This is a genomic window from Demequina flava (assembly GCF_000975035.1).
In the GTDB taxonomy this organism is placed as follows: Bacteria; Actinomycetota; Actinomycetes; order Actinomycetales; family Demequinaceae; genus Demequina; species Demequina flava.
In genome coordinates, this window is record NZ_BBRA01000001.1 from 1,798,174 (window position 1) to 1,816,682 (window position 18,509).

Annotated in this window: 17 protein-coding genes; 11 read left to right on the forward strand and 6 right to left on the reverse strand. The window is 63.8% G+C overall.

Features of this window, described 5'->3' with window-relative positions:
- Positions 1–24: 24 nt before the first annotated feature.
- The 9 genes from mnmA (at position 25) to AOP74_RS08485 (ending at position 9,939) form a co-directional block, all read left to right on the forward strand.
- Positions 25–1,110, forward strand: a complete 1,086-nt coding sequence (gene mnmA, locus AOP74_RS08445; RefSeq protein ID WP_061961825.1) for a tRNA 2-thiouridine(34) synthase MnmA — start codon at positions 25–27, stop codon at positions 1,108–1,110.
- 289 nt (positions 1,111–1,399) lie between these two features.
- A complete protein-coding gene (locus tag AOP74_RS08450) occupies positions 1,400–2,755 on the forward strand; it encodes an ABC transporter substrate-binding protein (protein WP_236683765.1) in 1,356 nt (451 codons plus the stop codon).
- A 95-nt stretch (positions 2,756–2,850) separates the two neighbouring features.
- The gene (locus AOP74_RS08455) at positions 2,851–3,801 is read left to right on the forward strand and encodes a carbohydrate ABC transporter permease (protein ID WP_061961826.1); all 951 of its coding nucleotides are present in this window, start codon (positions 2,851–2,853) and stop codon (positions 3,799–3,801) included.
- A 3-nt stretch (positions 3,802–3,804) separates the two neighbouring features.
- Positions 3,805–4,659 carry a carbohydrate ABC transporter permease gene (locus AOP74_RS08460; protein ID WP_061961827.1) on the forward strand — a complete coding sequence of 285 codons (855 nt, stop codon included), beginning with the start codon at positions 3,805–3,807 and terminating at the stop codon, positions 4,657–4,659.
- Positions 4,660–4,762: 103 nt separating this feature from the next.
- A complete protein-coding gene (locus AOP74_RS08465) occupies positions 4,763–5,767 on the forward strand; it encodes a LacI family DNA-binding transcriptional regulator (RefSeq protein WP_061961828.1) in 1,005 nt (334 codons plus the stop codon).
- Between the two features lie 205 nt (positions 5,768–5,972).
- Positions 5,973–7,013, forward strand: coding sequence for an L-glyceraldehyde 3-phosphate reductase (gene mgrA, locus AOP74_RS08470; RefSeq protein WP_061961829.1), 1,041 nt, complete (start codon positions 5,973–5,975; stop codon positions 7,011–7,013).
- A gap of 169 nt (positions 7,014–7,182) precedes the next feature.
- On the forward strand, positions 7,183–8,028 hold the full coding sequence (locus AOP74_RS08475) for a PhzF family phenazine biosynthesis protein (protein WP_061961830.1): 846 nt from the start codon (positions 7,183–7,185) through the stop codon (positions 8,026–8,028).
- Between the two features lie 45 nt (positions 8,029–8,073).
- Positions 8,074–9,033 carry a diacylglycerol/lipid kinase family protein gene (locus AOP74_RS08480; protein WP_236683766.1) on the forward strand — a complete coding sequence of 320 codons (960 nt, stop codon included), beginning with the start codon at positions 8,074–8,076 and terminating at the stop codon, positions 9,031–9,033.
- 69 nt (positions 9,034–9,102) lie between these two features.
- On the forward strand, positions 9,103–9,939 hold the full coding sequence (locus tag AOP74_RS08485) for an aldo/keto reductase (protein ID WP_061961831.1): 837 nt from the start codon (positions 9,103–9,105) through the stop codon (positions 9,937–9,939).
- A 98-nt stretch (positions 9,940–10,037) separates the two neighbouring features.
- Here AOP74_RS08485 and AOP74_RS08490 read toward each other — a convergent pair whose 3' ends face one another.
- The 4 genes from AOP74_RS08490 to AOP74_RS08505 form a co-directional block, all read right to left on the reverse strand.
- A complete protein-coding gene (locus AOP74_RS08490) occupies positions 10,038–10,859 on the reverse strand; it encodes an SDR family NAD(P)-dependent oxidoreductase (protein ID WP_061961832.1) in 822 nt (273 codons plus the stop codon).
- A gap of 128 nt (positions 10,860–10,987) precedes the next feature.
- A complete protein-coding gene (gene pgi, locus AOP74_RS08495) occupies positions 10,988–12,667 on the reverse strand; it encodes a glucose-6-phosphate isomerase (protein ID WP_061961976.1) in 1,680 nt (559 codons plus the stop codon).
- A gap of 50 nt (positions 12,668–12,717) precedes the next feature.
- The gene (locus AOP74_RS08500; protein WP_061961833.1) at positions 12,718–13,041 is read right to left on the reverse strand and encodes a hypothetical protein; all 324 of its coding nucleotides are present in this window, start codon (positions 13,039–13,041) and stop codon (positions 12,718–12,720) included.
- 78 nt (positions 13,042–13,119) lie between these two features.
- Positions 13,120–13,398: a hypothetical protein gene (locus tag AOP74_RS08505; protein ID WP_061961834.1), complete on the reverse strand. Its 279-nt coding sequence runs from the start codon at positions 13,396–13,398 to the stop codon at positions 13,120–13,122.
- Positions 13,399–13,482: 84 nt separating this feature from the next.
- Between AOP74_RS08505 and AOP74_RS08510 the strand changes: the two genes are divergently transcribed.
- Positions 13,483–14,028, forward strand: a complete 546-nt coding sequence (locus AOP74_RS08510; RefSeq protein ID WP_061961977.1) for a YdeI/OmpD-associated family protein — start codon at positions 13,483–13,485, stop codon at positions 14,026–14,028.
- Between the two features lie 12 nt (positions 14,029–14,040).
- Here the strand turns inward: AOP74_RS08510 and AOP74_RS08515 are convergent, their stop codons facing one another.
- Together AOP74_RS08515 and AOP74_RS08520 are read right to left on the reverse strand one after the other, a co-directional pair.
- A complete protein-coding gene (locus AOP74_RS08515; protein WP_061961835.1) occupies positions 14,041–15,000 on the reverse strand; it encodes a serine/threonine dehydratase in 960 nt (319 codons plus the stop codon).
- A 14-nt stretch (positions 15,001–15,014) separates the two neighbouring features.
- Entirely contained in the window at positions 15,015–15,929 is a 915-nt protein-coding gene (locus tag AOP74_RS08520) for a M15 family metallopeptidase (RefSeq protein ID WP_061961836.1), read from the reverse strand.
- A 90-nt stretch (positions 15,930–16,019) separates the two neighbouring features.
- Here AOP74_RS08520 and ligA point away from each other — a divergent pair, with 90 nt between their 5' ends.
- Positions 16,020–18,113 (forward strand): NAD-dependent DNA ligase LigA, encoded by a 2,094-nt coding sequence (ligA, locus tag AOP74_RS08525; RefSeq protein WP_061961837.1) that lies wholly within the window; start codon positions 16,020–16,022, stop codon positions 18,111–18,113.
- Positions 18,114–18,509: the final 396 nt, after the last annotated feature.

Sequence of the window (18,509 nt, forward strand, 5' to 3'; positions counted from 1 at the left end):
CAATCAATCTGAAAGGTCCTCATCATGCGCGTGCTCGCTGCCCTGTCCGGCGGAGTTGACTCTGCCGTCGCCGCTGCGCGCGCCGTCGAGGCCGGGCACGATGTTGTCGGTGTCCACATGGCGCTGAGCCGCAATCGCGATCAATTCCGGTCTGGCTCTCGCGGGTGCTGCTCGATCGAGGACAGCAACGACGCTCGCCGCGCGGCCGACAAGCTCGGTATCCCGTACTACGTATGGGACCTCTCCGACGAGTTTCACGACACCGTCGTGAAGGACTTCCTGTCCGAATACGCCGCTGGCCGCACTCCTAATCCGTGCGTGCGCTGCAACGAGCACATCAAGTTCGACACCTTGCTTGAGCGTGCGGCGGCGCTGGACTTTGATGCGGTTGCGACCGGTCACTACGCACGCATCGAGATTCGCGACGATGGCGTGCGTGAACTGCACCGCGCTCGCGACCCCCTCAAGGATCAGTCGTACGTGCTGGCGGTCATGGGGCCTGAGAAGGTCGCGCAGTCGATGTTCCCGCTCGGGGACATGGCGTCCAAGGCAGAGGTGCGTGCGGAGGCCGCGGCCCGGGGCCTTGGAGTGTCGAATAAGCCCGACTCCTACGACATCTGCTTTGTCGCGGACGGTGACACCAAGGGCTTCCTCCAGCGCGAGCTAGGGGAGAAGCCCGGCGAGATTCAGGATGAGTCCGGCTCCGTGGTCGGTTCGCACGACGGCGCGTACGCGTACACAGTGGGCCAGCGCAAGGGGCTCGGAATCGGGCGCCCGGCTCCGGATGGGGCGCCGCGCTATGTCACCGGCGTCGACACCCAGCGCAATGTCGTCACCGTGGGCCCTGAGACGCTGCTGTCGGTATCCACCCTGGTAGGGGATGAGTCTGTTTGGCTCGCACCGGACGTCCCGGCGGACATACCCACGCAATGTGAGGCTCAGGTGCGTGCTCACGGCGCGACCACGCCTGGCACGGTGGTGCGCTCCGGAGACCGCTTGATGGTCGAGCTCGACACGCCGATGCGCGGGGTCGCAGCGGGGCAGTCGCTCGTCGTTTACGACGGCACGCGTGTGCTGGGCCAGGCGACGCTCGCCGCCCGCGACGTCTAAGCACGCGCTCTCTTTTGGGTCCGATTGCGGGCCTTCCTCCCTGTGTTGACGATCCGCGCTGGCGGGTGCCTTCATCGCGCATGAGGGCGGGTGAATCGCATGACGCCCACGAAATGATCACGAAACATCACGGTTCGTAACGGTTCGATATCGAAACGTTTCTATGACTGGTTTTGCGTTGACATCCACATTTCTCGGTCGTAGCGTGAAACCAGCTCGTGAAAGCGCTCTCACCGTTGGAGAGAGCGCTCTCGCCGGGCCCGACAACCCTTCTCACAAAGGAGTGAACGTGAGCTTCACACGACGCAAGAAGGTGCTCAGCGCAGCAGCTGGCACCGCGATCTTCGCCCTCACCATGGCGGCATGCTCGTCAGACGACGGCGACACCACCGACGAGAGCACCGGCGGCGCAACCGCCGAGGCCTCGGATGAGGCAGAGGGAAGCGGCGACCCAGTCTCGCTGACCCTCGCGACCTTCAACACGCCCGGCTTCTCCAACGCGGAGAACGACGCTGAGTACGAGTACGACCTCATCGAGGAGTACATGGAGCTCAACCCGAACGTCACCATCACCTACGACCGCAAGGCCGAGTCCGGTGACGCCCGCGAGAACTTCTTCACCAAGCTTGGCCCCGGCGGCCTCGCTGACGTGGAAATGGTTGAGGTCGACTGGATGCCCGAGGTTATGCAGTACTCGGACCTCCTCACGGACATGTCCAGCGCAGACGTTGAAGGCCGTTGGGTCGACTACGTCGAGGCTGGCGCCACCGACGCCGACGGCCGCCTCATCGGCTACGGCACCGACACCGGCCCGCAGGGTGTTTGCTACCGCGCCTCGCTGTTCGAGGAGGCTGGCCTTCCCAGCAGCCCCGACGAGGTTGCTGCGCTGCTGGACGGTGACTGGGACAACTTCTTCGCAGTCGGTGACGACTACGTTGAGGGCTCCGGCGGCGCCGCGTTCTTCGACTCGGCTTCGGGTATCTGGCAGGGCATGACCAACCAGCTCGACGTGGCCTACGAAGACCCCGAGTCCGGCGAGGTCATCGCACTGGACAACGCCGAGGTCAAGGCCAACTACGACCAGCTGATGGCCGCGTCCGCGACGCAGTCCTCGCACTTCGGTCAGTGGACTGAAGACTGGTTCGCTGGTCTGTCCAACGGCGCGTACGCCACGATGCTGTGCCCGCCGTGGATGCTCGGTGTGATCGAGGGCAACGCGACCGAGACCGACGACTGGAACCTCGCGAACGTTTACCCCAACGGTGGCGGTAACTGGGGCGGTTCCTGGTTGACCGTTCCCGGCAACGGCGAGAACATCGAGGCTGCAACGGCTCTGGCCGAGTGGCTGACCGCTCCCGAGCAGCAGGCTAAGGCATTCGCCAACGCCGGCACCTACCCCTCGCAGGTCGCTGCATACGACGACCCGGCTGTGACCGGCGCCGTCAACGCGTTCTTCAACGACGCACCTATCGGTGAAATCTTCGCCGACCGCGCCCAGGCTGTTGTGCCTTCGCCCTACAAGGGTGAGTACTACTTCCAGGTCAACGACGCCATCAACAACGCACTCACCCGCGTTGAAGACGGCACCGACGACCCGGCAGCCTCGTGGGACAAGGCAGTCTCCGACATCGAGTCGATTGGCTAAAGCCGCTTAAGTGAGGCCCGGGCCGCCTTCCGCAAGGGAGGCGGCCCGGGTTCACCACCCCCACACTCGGCAACTCAGTCGTTAGAAGGAACCTCATGGCATCCACGGAACTCACCAAGTCTCGGGCTGACTCAGTTTGGCGTCAGCGCCTCAGCAGGTGGGACGTCAAGGCGTCGCCTTACCTGTACATCGCGCCGTTCTTCGTCGTCTTCACCATCTTTGGGCTCTTCCCCATCATCTATACAGCGGTCATTTCGCTGATGGATTGGGACACGATCCGCAACTCCGGTGAGTACATCGGACTCGGAAACTTCGAGTACGTGCTCAATGACCGCAAGTTCTGGGTTTCCCTGCGCAACACCTTCTCGATCTTCATCCTGTCGTCGATCCCACAGTTGATCATCGCGACATTCATTGCAGCAATGCTTGACCACCACCTCAAGGCGCGCACATTCTGGCGCATGGGCGTGCTGGTTCCTTACGTCATGATGCCCGTCGCCGTTGCGCTGATCTTCTCGCAGCTCTACGCAGACTCGTACGGTCTGATCAACCACTGGCTAGGCCTGGTGGGAATTGATCCCGTGCAGTGGCACAAGGACGTGATTCCTTCCCACGTCGCGATTGCCTCGATGGTGAACTTCAGGTGGATCGGTTACAACACGCTGATCTTGCTTGCGGCGATGCAGGCAATTCCACGTGAGCTTTATGAGGCCGCCGCGCTCGACGGCGCTGGCAAGGCCCGCCGCTTCTTCTCGGTGACGCTGCCGCAGATCCGCCCCACCTTCATCTTCGTGATTATCACCTCCACCATCGGTGGACTGCAGATCTTCGATGAGCCGCGGATGTTCGACTCCGCTGGTAACGGTGGCGCTGACCAGCAGTGGCTCACGATCACCATGTACATGTACAACACCGGTTGGGGAGAGCTGAACTTCGGTCGCGCCTCCGCCATTGCCTGGCTGTTGTTCCTCATCATCCTCGTGTTCGGTTTGCTCAACTTCTACCTGACACGAAAGTTCATCTCTTCCGACAAGGGCGGGGAATAAGACATGGCTATGTTCAAGCGCACCTCGATGGTGCATCTCAACCGGCCCACCTGGTTCACCTACACCGCACTCGCGGTGGTGCTCCTCGCTTCGTTCTTCCCGTTCTACTGGTCGTTCCTGATCGGTTCGGGAGACGCCACCACGGTTCGCGACCCCAACATGTCGTGGCTGCCTGGCGGCAACTTCATCGACAATGCGATGACGGTGATTCAGAACCCGGCCGTGAACTTCTGGAAGGCACTGTGGAACTCGATCATCGTGTCCACCACGGTGTCGATCTCGACAGTTGTCCTGTCCACGTTGGCCGGATTCGCATTCGCCAAGCTCCGCTTCAAGGGCAATGGCCCGCTGTTTGTCGCAGTGATTGCGACCATGGCCGTCCCCGTCCAGCTGGGAATCGTCCCGCTGTACATCCTGATGGCGGAGTTTGGTTGGACCGGTTCGCTCGGTGCAGTGATTCTGCCCGCGCTGGTGACTGCGTTCGGTGTGTTCTGGATGACGCAGTATCTGCAACAGTCGCTCCCGACGGAACTTATCGAGGCCGCTAGGGTCGATGGGTGCAACATGCTCCGTACCTTCTGGAACGTCGCAATACCCGCCGCACGCCCGGCAGCCGCAATGCTGTTCCTGTTCACCTTCGTGACCGCGTGGAACAACTTCCTGTGGCCGCTAATTGTGCTCGACCAGTCCAACCCCACGCTGCCCGTAGCGCTGTCGCTGCTGCAGGCGAACTACTTCGTGGACTACTCCCTGGTGCTCGCCGGCGCTCTGCTGGCTACCGTGCCGCTGCTGATCATGTTCATCTTCACTGGACGTCAGCTCGTGGCAGGCATCATGGCTGGTGCCGTCAAGGGATAGCACCTTGACTCCCATCGCTAGTGCCGGTCCAACGGAGGGCCGGCGCGACGGCAGCATCACCGCTGCCTCGCGCCGGACCTCCGGCCGGACCAAGGCCTCGCAGATGCGGCCTACGGCTCCCACCTTGGAGGCCGTGGCGGCGATGGCTGGGGTATCCCGCGCAACAGTGTCTCGCGTGGTGAATGGATCTCCGACCGTTAATCCCGCGAGTCGGGACGCGGTCCAAGCGGCAATCGCTGAGCTGGGCTACGTGCCCAACCGAGCCGCCCGCTCGCTTGCCTCGCAGCAGTCTCATGCGATCGCGCTCGTCGTGCCCGAAGACACGACTCGGTTCTTCGGCGATGTCTACTTCGCATCGATCGTGGGCGGCATCAACCGCCGCCTCGAGCAGTCGGATTATCTTCTCAACTTGATGATCGCCTCGAAGGGCCCCGAGGCGAAGATGCTGCGTTACCTCGCCGGCGGCGTCGTCGATGGCGTGGCCGTCGTGTCGCACCACACGTCAGACGTGTTTGTTCGCGAGATCGGTGACATGCTGCCCATGGTGATCGGTGGCCGGCCCGCGCTCGATGGGCTTAGCGGCTACATCGTGGACGTCGACAACGTGGCAGGTGCCGCCACCGCAACGCGTCATCTCATCGAAGCCGGTCGTACCAAGATCGCCACCATCACCGGTCCCATGACGATGCAAAGTGGCATGGACCGCCTGGAAGGGTGGAACCAAGCGCTGAGCGAGGCCGGCCTTGAGCCAGGTCCCGTTGTCCACGGCGATTACACAATGCTTAGCGGGACTCGTGCGGCTCGTGAACTGCTCGCCGCCGGCGCCGAGTTCGATGGCGTGTTCATCGCCTCGGACCTCATGGCCTCTGGCGCTCAGCCTATCTTCCTGGAACGTGGCATAAGCGTCCCCGACGATCTCGCGATGGTGGGCTACGACGACTCACCGAGCGCCCAAGTCTGCGAAGTCCCGCTCACCACAATCCGCCAGCCTTCAGAGGCCATGGGGGAGGAGATGGCGGACATCCTGCTCGCCGTCCTGGCAGGCGACGAGACCAAGCCGCGCGAGACAGAACTCCCTACCAAGCTAGTCATCCGCGACTCCGCCTGACCACGCAAACCCCCGCCCCCATTTTCCCCTGGACGTACATACACGGCGGGCTTTCGGCGTCCCCGCGCTCCTGGCCGTACTTCTTCGGTGACGGAACCACGGCATCGGGCCGATGCGGAAGCCGCTTCCACCAGGCATAGTGGACTGGGTAGGCGCCCCGGTGGGGCCGCCGGATCCATCCGTGACAACTCGCGAAGGACATCTCATGACGTACGTTGCCGACCCTGCTCGCTACGACGGTTCGATGCAGTACCGACGGACCGGCCGCTCCGGGCTCGACTTGCCCGTCCTGAGCCTGGGGCTGTGGCACAACTTTGGCGATGACGTGCCGATCCAGCGTCAGCGCGACATTGTTCGCCGCGCCTTTGATCTTGGCGTCACGCACTTTGACCTCGCCAACAACTATGGCCCGCCCTACGGCGCTTCAGAGGTCAACTTTGGCCGGATCATGCAGGAGGACTTGGCGCCCTACCGCGACGAAATCGTGGTGTCGACCAAAGCGGGATGGGACATGTGGCCAGGTCCGTACGGGCAGGGCGGTGGCGGTCGCAAGTACGTGACCGCAAGCCTCGATCAGTCACTGACGCGCCTGGGTCTCGACTACGTCGACATCTTTTACTCACATCGCTTTGACTCCACCACGCCTCTCGAGGAAACCGCGACAGCCTTGGACGCCGCAGTGCGGGCGGGGAAGGCGCTGTACGTTGGAATCTCGTCGTACGACGCGGACCGGACCCGTGAGATGGCTGCGCTCTTGCGGGATCTCGGGACGCCGCTGCTCATTCACCAGCCGAGCTACAACATGCTCAATCGATGGGTCGAGAATGAGGGCCTACTCGACGCTGCGGACGAGGTCGGGGCCGGTGTGATTGCCTTCACCGCTCTGGCCCAAGGCATGCTGACCGACAAGTACTTGGGCGGGGTCCCCGATGACTCGCGAGCCGCGGCGGGCAAGTCTTTGAACCCGGACTGGCTCACCGACGAGGTGGTGGAGCGTCTCCGTGGCCTGAACGATATTGCGGCCGCGCGCGGGCAGTCACTGGCACAGATGGCGCTCGCGTGGACGCTGCGCGACCCGCGGCTGACCTCGATCGTGATGGGAGCGTCCTCGGTCAGTCAACTCGAATCCAATGTTGGCGCGCTGACCGCAATGGACTTCACAGATTCCGAGCTCTCCGCGATTGACGAGCTCGCCGTGGACGCCGGGATCGACATCTGGGCCGGTGCCCGCAAGGGCCAGCTCTAACCCCTTCCCCCTGGCCGTACATACACGGCGGGTTTTTGAAGGTCGAGCGCTCGTGGCCGTACATTTTCGGCGGTTATCGCAAATAATAATGACCAGGGCCGCGGCGCGTAAGCACTCAGGTGCCGCTTCGCACTGGAGTGGACGCTGCGCCCTCCAATAGAGTCGGCCCATGACACCGCGCCCTTTCCGTCAAGTCGACGTCTTCGGCACAGATCCGTACACCGGTAATCCCGTGGCGGTTGTGCTCGGGGCGGACGGGCTCACGACCCAGGAAATGGCGCGCATCTCCGCGTGGACCAACCTTTCGGAGTGCACCTTCGTGCTCGACCCGACGGAGCCGGGCGCTGACTACCGGGTGCGCATCTTCTCCCTCACCAACGAGCTTCCGTTCGCTGGCCACCCCACCCTTGGCACTGCCCGCGCTTGGCTGGATGCCAGAGGAGTGTCGCAGACGCCAGGCACGGTCGTCCAGGAGTGCGGAGCCGGCCTGGTGCCGGTGCGTGTCGACGGCGACAACCTCGCCTTCGCCGCGCCACCCCGCATCCGCTCCGGCCCCGTCGCGACGGAGGAGCTGGCTGCGGCGTGCGCGCTCCTCAACATCGACCCGAGCACCGTGGTGGACGCCGCCTGGGCCGACAACGGTCCCGGGTGGATTGCACTGTGGCTGGGCAACGTCGACGAGGTGCTTGCAGTCAGCCCCGACGGCGCACCTCAGCCGGGCCTGCGCATGGTGGGGATCGCCGCCCGCCACGATGCCGCCGGCCCCGCGGATGTCGAGGTACGGACCTTCTTCAACGACACCGATGGACCCCTGCGCGAAGACCCCATCACCGGAAGCTTCAATGCCTCGCTCGCTCAGTGGCTCCTCGAGAGCGACCGGCTGTGCGCGCCTTACACCGCACGCCAAGGGACGATGCTGGGTAGAGCTGGACACGTCACAATCACCGCGGAGGGTGGGGACGTGTGGGTCGGGGGCTGGACGCACGTCGCCATCACGGGTGAGATCGATACGTAAGGCAACAACAGCATCGGCCCGCCTCGGTGTGCTTATGCTGAGCCTGTGAATACCACCGTGCATGTCGGAATCGTCGTCAATCCGTCGAAGACCAGCAAGGACAGCATTGAGGACGCGCTCGCGTCCCTTGATTCCGAAGGTGACGAGCCTCGAATCACCTGGTACGAAACCAGCGTGGACGACCCTGGCCACGGCATGGCGCAAGAAGCGCTGGATGCGGGCGCGACCGTTGTGATCGCCGCCGGCGGCGATGGCACGGTTCGCGCAGTGGCTGGCTGCCTTGCGGAAAACGGCTCGGATGCCTCGCTCGCCGTGGTTCCGCTTGGCACCGGGAACCTCCTCGCGCGCAATCTCGAGATCCCCGTGGGTGATCTCGCGGCGGCACTCGAGGTCGCGTTGCATGGTCACACGAGATCAATCGACGTGGGCTGGGCGATGGGGGCGATCGAAGCCACCGAGCACAGGTACGCCTTCACCGTCATGGCTGGTGTCGGTATCGACGCGCACATGATCACTGAGACCAACGAGGATCTGAAGGACAAAGTGGGCTGGCTTGCCTACGTGGAGTCTCTGGGGCGGGCCTTTTCCGAGAGCGATGTGGTTGAGGTCGACTTTGCGATCGACGGCGCTGCGTCCTCGAACACCAGCGCGCACACCCTGATCGTCGGAAACTGCGGCACCCTCACCGGCGGCGTGACCCTGCTTCCAGACGCAGTGCCGGACGACGGCGAACTCGATTTGCTGGTGCTGAGCGCAGATGGTGTGGGCGGATGGCTCGACACGATGCGTTCCATGGTGTGGGACAACGGTGTGAAGCGCATGGTGATGGGGCAGGATGAGGCGGAAAGTAGCGAGTCTGTCGAACACCAGCGCGTGAGCGAGGTGGCGGTCTCTCTGGGCGAGCCGCGAGTCCTCGAACTCGATGGCGATGACGTCGGCGAGTGTGCCGAGGTGGCGTTCTCCATCCAGCCAGGCGCGATCACGGTGCGGGTCCCGCACAACTGACGGCGCCCCGCGGCTTGAGCTCTTGAGCCAGGCACGGAATCACATGCGCCCCCGGGACGTTCTCTCACTATGACTGATTCAGTGACGCTCAACGACGGCACGACCATCCCGCAGCTCGGCTTCGGAACGTATCTGGTGGACCCCAAGGATGCGGTCGAGACCGTTGGCACCGCAATCGACGTGGGCTACCGGCACATCGACACGGCTCAGGGCTATCGCAACGAGGCGGAGGTCGGCGAGGCGATCGCGAACTCAGGCATCGCCCGTGATGAGTTCTACGTCACGTCCAAGCTGACCAACAGCAACCACTTGCGCGATGACGTTCTGCGTAGTTTCGACGAGACGCTCGAGAAGTTGCGCCTGGACCGCCTCGACTTGTTCCTGATCCACTGGCCCCTTCCGACCCGCTACGACGGCGACTTTGTGTCCACCTGGAAGGCCATGCTCGAACTGCTCGAGGACGGCCGCCTCAGCTCCGTGGGTGTGTCCAACTTCCAGCCGGACCACCTTGAGCAGATCATGGATGCCACCGGCGTTGCTCCGGTCGTCAACCAGATCGAGGTTCACCCGTACTTCCGCAACGAATCCGCCCGCATCGCTTCCCACGAGCACGCGATCGCGGTGGAGGCATGGGGCCCACTGGGTCAGGGTGCTGTCTTGAATGACGAGACAATCGCGGAGATCGCCCGGGATGTTGACCGTGCTCCCTCACAGGTCATCCTGCGCTGGCACCTGCAGCGCGGCGACATCATCTTCCCCAAGTCCATGCGCCGCGAGCGTATGGAGGAAAACATGGGGCTCTTCGACTTTGGCCTCACGGAGGAGCAGATCGCCCGTATCGACGCTCTCGACCAGGGTGCTAATGGCCGCCAGGGCCCCGACCCTGACACTTTCGACATGGTCTAAACAGCATCGGGCCGATGCCCGAGTTGCCTTGAATAGATAAGGGACCCAGCCGTGTGGCTGGGTCCCTTATCTGTGTTGCGGCGAGTGCTCGCGAATGGTTAGGCGGGAGCGAGGAGTTGCTCGCTGCGGTCCCACAGCGCACTGGCCAACTCTGGGTCATCAGCCCGGTCGTGGAGCTTCCCGGGGGCGTTCTTGGCGTAGTACCCGCCGCGCTCCCAGGTGACGCCGGGTTCGCCATCGGCGAGCCACGTGAGGCGCGAGGCCCCCGCGTCGACGCCCTCGAAGAGCTTGCTGAACAGCGAGTGGTACGCGAAACGGAATGGCCCCGAGCCCTCTGAGGCGAAGTTTGTCGCGATGGCCCCGGGGTGAAAGGACACCGCGGAGAGGCCCTGGTCGCGGTAGCGCCGGTCCAGTTCCTTGGTGAAGAGAACATTGGCAAGTTTGGCGTCGCCATAGGACTTCTGTGCGGACCACTTGCGCTTGTTTGAGAGGTCGTCGACGTCGATGTTTCCCCACGCGCGGTGGGCGATGCTCGACGTCTGGATCACCGACGCGTTGGACTCAATGAGCCGGTCCATGACGAGCGTCGTCAACAGGAATGGCGCCAAGTGATTGACCTGCATGGTGAGGTCGTGGTGGTCCTCCGTGAATTTCTGCGTGAAGGTTCCGCCGGCGTTATTCGCAAGGACGTCGATGCGGGGATACGCGTCCAGCAGTTCCTGTGCCAACGTCCGCACCTGGTCGAGGTGGGCGAAGTCAGCGACGTGGAAGGGAACGCCCAGGTCGGTGGCGACTTCTTGAGTCTTCTCCGGGGAGCGGCCCACGACGACGACGTTGTGGCCGATGTCGGTCAGCTGCCGAGCGGCGCCAGCGCCGATTCCGTCGCTGGCTCCGGTGATCACGATGGTCTTGGTTGTCACGAATGTGCCTCCTGGGCTGTCGATTGGTCCGGCCAGTTCAACGAAACTTCACGGCCAGAAAGCCAACGCGCCCCTTTCCCCGCCGAGTATGTACGGCCAGGGGAGAAGGGGCGCGTTGGTGACGGTTGTTACGAGCGGTGCGCGCGGTAGTAGGCGATGAGTGCCTGCGTCGAGGCGTCCTGACCGTTCAGCGCGTCGTCGTCGCCCTCAATGGCGGGGGCGATCTCGAGCGCGAGCTTCTTGCCCAGTTCCACGCCCCACTGATCGAAGGAGTTGATACCCCAGATCACACCCTGCGTGAAGGTGATGTGCTCGTACAGGCCGATGAGCTGGCCGAGCACCTGAGGGGTCAGCGACGGCGCAAAAATCGACGTGGTGGGCCGGTTGCCTGCGAAGGTGCGTGCAGCGACCAGGGCCCCCGTGGTGCCCTCAGCCTCGACCTCTTCAGCGGTCTTGCCGAAGGCGAGCGCCTTGGTCTGCGCGAGGAAGTTCGCCAAGAAGAGGCTGTGGACGTCCTGATCGCCGTCCTTCAAGTCGTACGCAGGGTTCACCACGGAAATGAAGTCCGCGGGGATGAGCTTGGTGCCCTGGTGGATCAGCTGGTAGAACGCGTGCTGGCCGTTGGTGCCGGGCTCGCCCCAGAAGACCTCGCCGGTCTCGGTCGTGACAGGAGAGCCGTCCCAACGCACGGACTTGCCGTTGGACTCCATGGTGAGCTGCTGGAGATACGCCGGGAAACGGTGCAGTTGCTGCGCATACGGCAGTACGGCGTGCGACTGCGCGCCCAGGAAGTTCACGTACCAAACGTTCAGCAGCCCCATGAGGACCGGGACGTTCTCCTCGAGGGGAGTCTCCGCGACGTGACGGTCCACGGAATGGAAGCCGTCGAGTAGGTCGCCAAAGACGTCCGGTCCCAGGGTGATCGCCAACGACAGTCCAATAGCGGAGTCCACGCTGTAGCGGCCGCCCACCCAGTCCCAGAACCCGAATGCATTGGTGGTGTCGATCCCGAAGTCCGCGACCTTGTCCAAAGCGGTGGAGACGGCGACGAAGTGGTGCGCGACGGCCTCGGACTTGGCGTCGTCTGATGCGACGTCGACGCCTGCCTGCGAGAGCTTCTCCCACAGCCAGGTGCGTGCCAGGCGTGCATTGGTGAGCGTCTCGAGCGTGGTGAACGTCTTGGACGCCACGATGAACAGCGTGGTCTCGGGGTCGAGTCCCTTGAGCTTTTGGCCCATGTCTGTGGGGTCGATGTTCGAGACAAAGCGTGCGCTGATGCCGGCGGTCGCGTAGGGCTCGAGCGCCTCGTAGACCATGACAGGCCCCAGGTCGGAGCCGCCGATGCCGATGTTGACAACCGTCTCGACGCGCTTGCCGGTGATGCCGGACCATTCACCCGAGCGCACACGCTCGGCAAATGCGGAAACCTTGCCCAAAACTTCCTGGACGTCGCCATCGATGTCCTGGCCGTCAACGGTCAACGAAGGCTCCGCGTCGGCCGGACGTCGCAACGCAGTGTGCAGAACGGCGCGGTCCTCCGTGGTGTTGATGTGCTCGCCCGCGAGCATCGCCTTGTAGCGCTCGGCGACGCCGGTCTCCTCGGCAAGTTTCACGAGCGAGGAGAGGATGTCGTCCGTCACGAGGTTCTTGGACAGATCAACGTGCAGGTCCGCCATGGGGAATGACAGTCGCTCGACGCGACCAGCATCGGCTGCAAACCAGCCGCGGAGATCAGGGGCGAATCCGTCCTTGTGAGCGGTGAGCTCGGCCCAGGCGGAGGTGGTCGTGGGATCGATCGGTGCAGTCACAGAGACCACGTTAGTCCCCTCGCGCACCTGCGTCTCTAGGACCTTGGGGATTAAGTGGCGGGAACCGCCAAATTCTCAGTTGTGACCGCGCGGGTGGTCGCGTCGACATCGAGCGCCGAACGTCCCCACGCCACCAGATCCGCCCGCGCGCCAACGCGAATGCCGCGACGCGCTGCTCCGCCGGTGGCGCTCACAGCGTCGGCCAAGACAAGCACCTCAGTGTCGTTCAGCGTGATGTCGCTAGCAGCATCGAACTCGTCATTGAAGGCAGCGATGTCGACAATGACGTCGCCGGCCACCGCGACCGCCGCGGGCCGCAGGTCTCCGTCAATCAGCGCGAAGGGGGCGCGTACTACAAGGCTCATCAGCGTCATAGTCGACACCATAGAGACGTGGTGTTGCCGGTGTGTGACGACTTTGTACCAAGTTGGGAACGCCGCCCTCACGTGCTGCTAGGCAGGCCCGAACGTCTGGCGAATCTGCTGCTTCCAGTCACTGTCCGCAAGTCCTGCGCGGTCGAGGAGGTCGCGCCAATCTTCGGAGGCGTGCTCGATGGCATCGTCGAACATCGCAGCATTGCCACGGGAGGCGATCGAGACCGCCGCGTGGACACGCTCGGGGTCCGTATGACCCTCGATCGTGAGCCGCTCCAGCGCACTGACCATCCGTGACGATGACGGCCCAAACTGCTCCACCACGCGCTCGCGGACGCGATCACTCACAAGTGCCATGCGCAGGATCCTCTCACGCCGGCGACGAGGCGCTGCGCCAGTGTCAGTGGGGTCTGTGATGATGGGCGCGTGGACCTAGAAGAGATGACCGTGGCTGATGAGCGCGCGTGGCACGAGTGGCTCGTCGCCAATGACAGCTCCAGTAACGGCGTGTGGCTGGTGCTTGCCAAAAAGGGCGTCACGGAGCCCACTTCGCTCACCTATGCACAGGCACTCGATGAGGCGCTGTGTAGCGGGTGGATCGACGGGCAGCGGCGCTCCCGGGATGCGACGACCTTCATGCAGCGCTTCACTCCGCGCCGTCCCCGGTCCCTATGGTCGCGTCGCAATGTCGAGCACATTGCGCGCCTGAGGGAAGCTGGCCGCGTGCGATCAGGTGGAGAACGTCAAGTGGCCTTGGCCCAAGAAGACGGGCGGTGGGAGCGGGCATACGCGGGATCAGCCGATGCCGTGGTTCCCGATGACCTGGCACAAGCCTTGGCAGCGGTGCCGGGCGCGACAGAGCGCTTCGCGGCGCAATCCGCTCAGGACCGCTTTCTCGCGATTGCTCAACTGACGACCGCGGTAAAGCCGGAGACCCGCACCCGCCGCATGCACCGGCTCATCGACAAGCTCATGAGCGCTGGCTAGACGACTGCTCGGCTAACTCTCGGACCGAGAAGCCTGAGCGCCAAGCCCCGGCACCACGACATTCGCACCGCACAACACCACGCCGATGCGCGCGCCAGGCTCAGGCTTCCATCGACCAGTGTGCAGCGCGGCAAACGGTGCGGCCACGCCGGGCTCGACCACCACACGCAACAATCGCCACAGCCGGGCCTGTGCATCCAGCACCTCATCGTCGGTGACGACGATCGACTCAGCGTGGGCTCCACTCAGTGCGGCCCATGGAGTATCGCCAATGCGCCGTGCCCCCAGGTGGTCTGCAGCCACACCGCTGACCGGCACGGTGACCGGCGCGCCAGCCTCGACCGCCGCTGCGTATGAAGCGGTGCCAACGGTTTCGCACCCCACGATCGGGATCCGGTCCCCGCACCACGCGGCCGCGCCTCCGGCAAGTCCGCCACCGCCGACGGCGAGCATCATGGCATCGAGGTGGCCAGCATCGGCCTCAAACTCACGGGCAACCGTGGCCGCACCGGCCATCACGATCGGGTCATCGAAGGCTGCAATCGAGGTCGCGTCGTGCTCTGCGAGGTACTCAGCCGCAGCATCGGCCGCATCGCCGTAGGTGAGGCCGATGCTGTGAACGTTGGCCTCCAAACTCACCAAGCGCTCGACCTTGGCGGGGTTGGCCGTTGTGGGGACAAAGATGTGCGCGTCATGGCCGAAGCGGTGGGCCGCGTAGGCCACAGCTGCGCCGTGGTTGCCACCGGATGCGGCGACCACGCCCGCGTCGGATACCGGCTGAGTGGCGACGTAGTGCACGGCACCGCGTGCCTTGAATGCGCCAGTGACTTGCAGATACTCGAGTTTGAAGACGAGCGTCGCGTCGATGCCAAGGGTGTCGCCGGGGACCTCGATGATCGGCGTGCGGCGCACGTGTGGCGCAATCGCGGCTGCGGCCGCTTCGATCTGTGTGGCAGTAGGAACAGTGCTCATGTTCCCAGTGTGACTTACCCGCCGTTGGCGGAGAAGTGCATCCAGTCCTCGCGGCCTTCCCAATGGCCGCCCCACGCCCAGCCGATCTCCTCGAACGCGTCGTACACCACCGACGGGTCGTGAATCATGCCCGGACGGTCCCACCCGCGATCCAGGTAGGCCTCGGACAGTTCGGGGAACAGGGCATCGCCCTTAATAAAGGGATTGTGGAAGGGGTTGATGTCAACGGCGAGCCCGGAGGCGTGCTCGGACCAGTAGTCCTCCGCCGCGACCACGCGCCTGCACGTGAAGGAAGAGGTGATGTTGTGGTCGCCAGTCGTGGGGGACAGGTGTTCCTCGAGCGAGATCACCCTCATCTCCTCGATGGGGAACTGGGATGCGAAGACTTTCTCGAAGGCGCCCGCGACATCCTCTGCATGGTCAGCGCTGATGATCATTTCCCCGGTGTGGACTTCGCCATCGAATCCCCAGAACGGCATGACGATGTACGCCAGTTCGTTCATGGGCGTGGGGCAGCCTTCAACCCACGATGAGCGCTCCGCGACGTCCGCGGGAACGGGACCAATCTCCGCGAACCACTCCTCGCCGTCGGGGGCGGGGAGCCATTCGCGTGGCTCGAACTGCCGATCCCGTAGCTCTTCAGGGGTGTCTGTTTGCACTCCGAGGTCGTAGTCACCAATCTCGAGTGGGATCTGACCTAGCCAGAGTGGGCGTGCAAACGCGTCATCTTCACCGTGGCTGTGGGCATGATCAGCCTCGGCCGAGGGCGATGGTGAGGAGGTGGGCTCCGGAGAAGCGGTGATCGTTGTGGTGGCAGTGGTGCGCACAGTGACTGCGGGAGCGGGGTCCGAGCCGCTCCAAGCGCACCCCGCCAGACCAACAGCGCCGGCCACGGCGCCCACCGTCACGATCCAATTCTGCTTAAGCATGGGCCCACCCTAGTGAGCACAGCCGACACGATCCATGCCGACGTCACCCAAGCATCGGCCCGTGTCGGTGACTCATGGTGAGATAGGACCGTGAGTGAGACGACTGACCCCCGCGCCCGTCACCAGGAACTCGTCCAAGAGATCGAGGAGCACCGCGCCCGCTACTACGGCGATGACGCGCCCACGATCTCCGACGCTGCCTATGACGCGCTTGAGCGTGAGTTGCACGATCTCGAGGATGCCCACCCGGAGCTCGCTGAGCCCGACTCGCCCACCCAGACGGTTGGGGCCGCCCGTGGCGAGACCGGCTTCGCCTCGGTGCAACACCGCGAACGCATGATGAGCCTCGACAACGCCTTCTCTATTGAGGACGTGGAAGCGTGGTTCGCGCGCCTGGAACGCGAAGTGGGCACTCAAGAGGTGGTGTGCGAGCCCAAGATCGACGGGCTTTCAATCTCATTGACATATGAGAACGGGCAGTTGGTGCGCGGGGTGACGCGTGGCGACGGCACTACAGGTGAGGACGTGACCGCGAACGTGCGCACCATGTCCGACATCCCTGAGACCCTCAGCGGCGATCACATTCCCGACATCGTCGAGATCCGGGGCGAGGTCTACCTGCCCTTGGCGGCGTTCGAAGAACTCAATGCCCGGCTTCTCGAACAGGGCAAGCCGCCGTATGCCAACCCGCGCAACACGGCCGCCGGTTCCCTACGCCAAAAGGACCCAGAGGTGACCGCGACACGACCCCTGGCCGTGACGACCTATGCCTTGGGTGCGCTCGAGTGGGGACAGGCAGGGGCCGATGCCAGGGCTGAGACCCAGGCCGGCATCTATTCCGTACTGGCCGGGTGGGGATTGCCGGTGAGTGAGCACACGCGCACCTTGAGTGGCGTTGAGGCCATTGAAAGGTTCCTTGCGGAACTCGAGGACAAGCGGCATTCGATGGTCCACGAGATCGACGGCGCCGTTCTCAAGGTGAACTCGCGTGTGGTCCAGGGGCAGTTGGGCTCGACGAGTCGCGCACCGCGGTGGGCGGTGGCGTACAAGTTCCCACCTGAGGAAGTCCACACCAAGCTTGAAGACATCCGCGTTGATGTTGGGCGGACTGGTCGTGTCACCCCGTACGGCGTGATGACCCCGGTCACCGTTGCAGGGTCGACCGTCACTTACGCGACCCTGCACAACCGCCACGAGGTCAAGCGCAAGGGCGTCAAGATCGGCGACACGGTCGTGCTGCGCAAGGCCGGCGACGTGATCCCCGAAATCGTGGGGCCGGTCGTTGCTGCCCGCACTGGAGACGAGCAGGACTGGGAGATGCCGCAGGGTTGCCCTTCATGCGGCACCGAGCTCGTTGAACAAAAAGAGGGAGACAAGGACCTGCGCTGTCCCAACTCTCAGAATTGCCCGGCGCAGATCATCGACCGCATTGCCTTCATCGGATCGCGCGGAGCGCTCGACGTCGAAGTCCTGGGGGAGAAGGCCGCTGCCGCCTTGGTCGACGCAGGTGTGCTGAGCAATGAAGCCGGGTTGTTCTCGTTGACGGAGGCTGACTTGGCTCGCGTCCCCCTCTTCACGTTGGAGTCCGACTCTAAGAAGGACGGCATCGAACGCAAGGCCGGGGACGTCTCCACCAATGGCTTGCGGCTGCTCGAAAACCTTGAGTCCGCGAAGCGACAGCCACTGTGGCGCGTCATTGTCTCCCTCAGCATGCGCCACGTGGGGCCCACGGCTTCGCGCGCGCTCGCGACGGCCTTTGGATCACTGCCGAGCATTCGCGAGGCGACCGAGGCGCAGTTGGCGGATGTGGATGGGGTGGGCCCCACCATTGCTGCCTCTGTCACGCGCTGGTTCGACGTCGCGTGGCACCAAGACATCGTCGATCAATGGGCGGCAGCCGGAGTGCGCATGGAGGATGAACGGGACTCGACGGTCGGGCGCACCTTGGAAGGCCTGACGATTGTCGCTACCGGCTCGCTTGAACAATTCACCCGCGACTCCGTCAAGGAAGCGATCATCTCGCGCGGGGGCAAGGCCTCTGGCTCGGTATCCAAGAAGACTGACTACGTGGTTGCCGGAGCCAACGCAGGATCCAAGGCAGACAAAGCGGAGCAACTCGGCGTGCCGATCCTGTCCGAAGTTCAGTTCGTGGAGCTCCTTGAGAGGGGTCCACAGCAAGACTGACCACGGCAGATGCTCCAACGGCGAACGGGGACTGTTCGCGCTACCACATCCGGAGCTGAGAAAGTGCCGAAAAAAACTTGAAACAATTTTTGAGCGGACCCGGTCATATTGAGGCCAACGGGACACCTCACCCAGGGATTTACCAGGCACTACGGTCGAGATGTGGGCGCCGTGAGGGCGATTTGACTTGGGTGTTCATATGGCCGTAATGTTCTTCTCGCTGCCAAGGACGGAAGCGCCGCGGAAGACCAAGCACTTGGTCCCAGCGGCACCTCTAGACAGCTCACTCAGCCAACTGATGCAGACGCTAAAGCGCCTGCGCCAGAGTGCTGCAGTGGGTCGAGTCAGACACTGACAACTCGCCGACAAGGCGATTTGACAAGGTCAGGTTCGAGC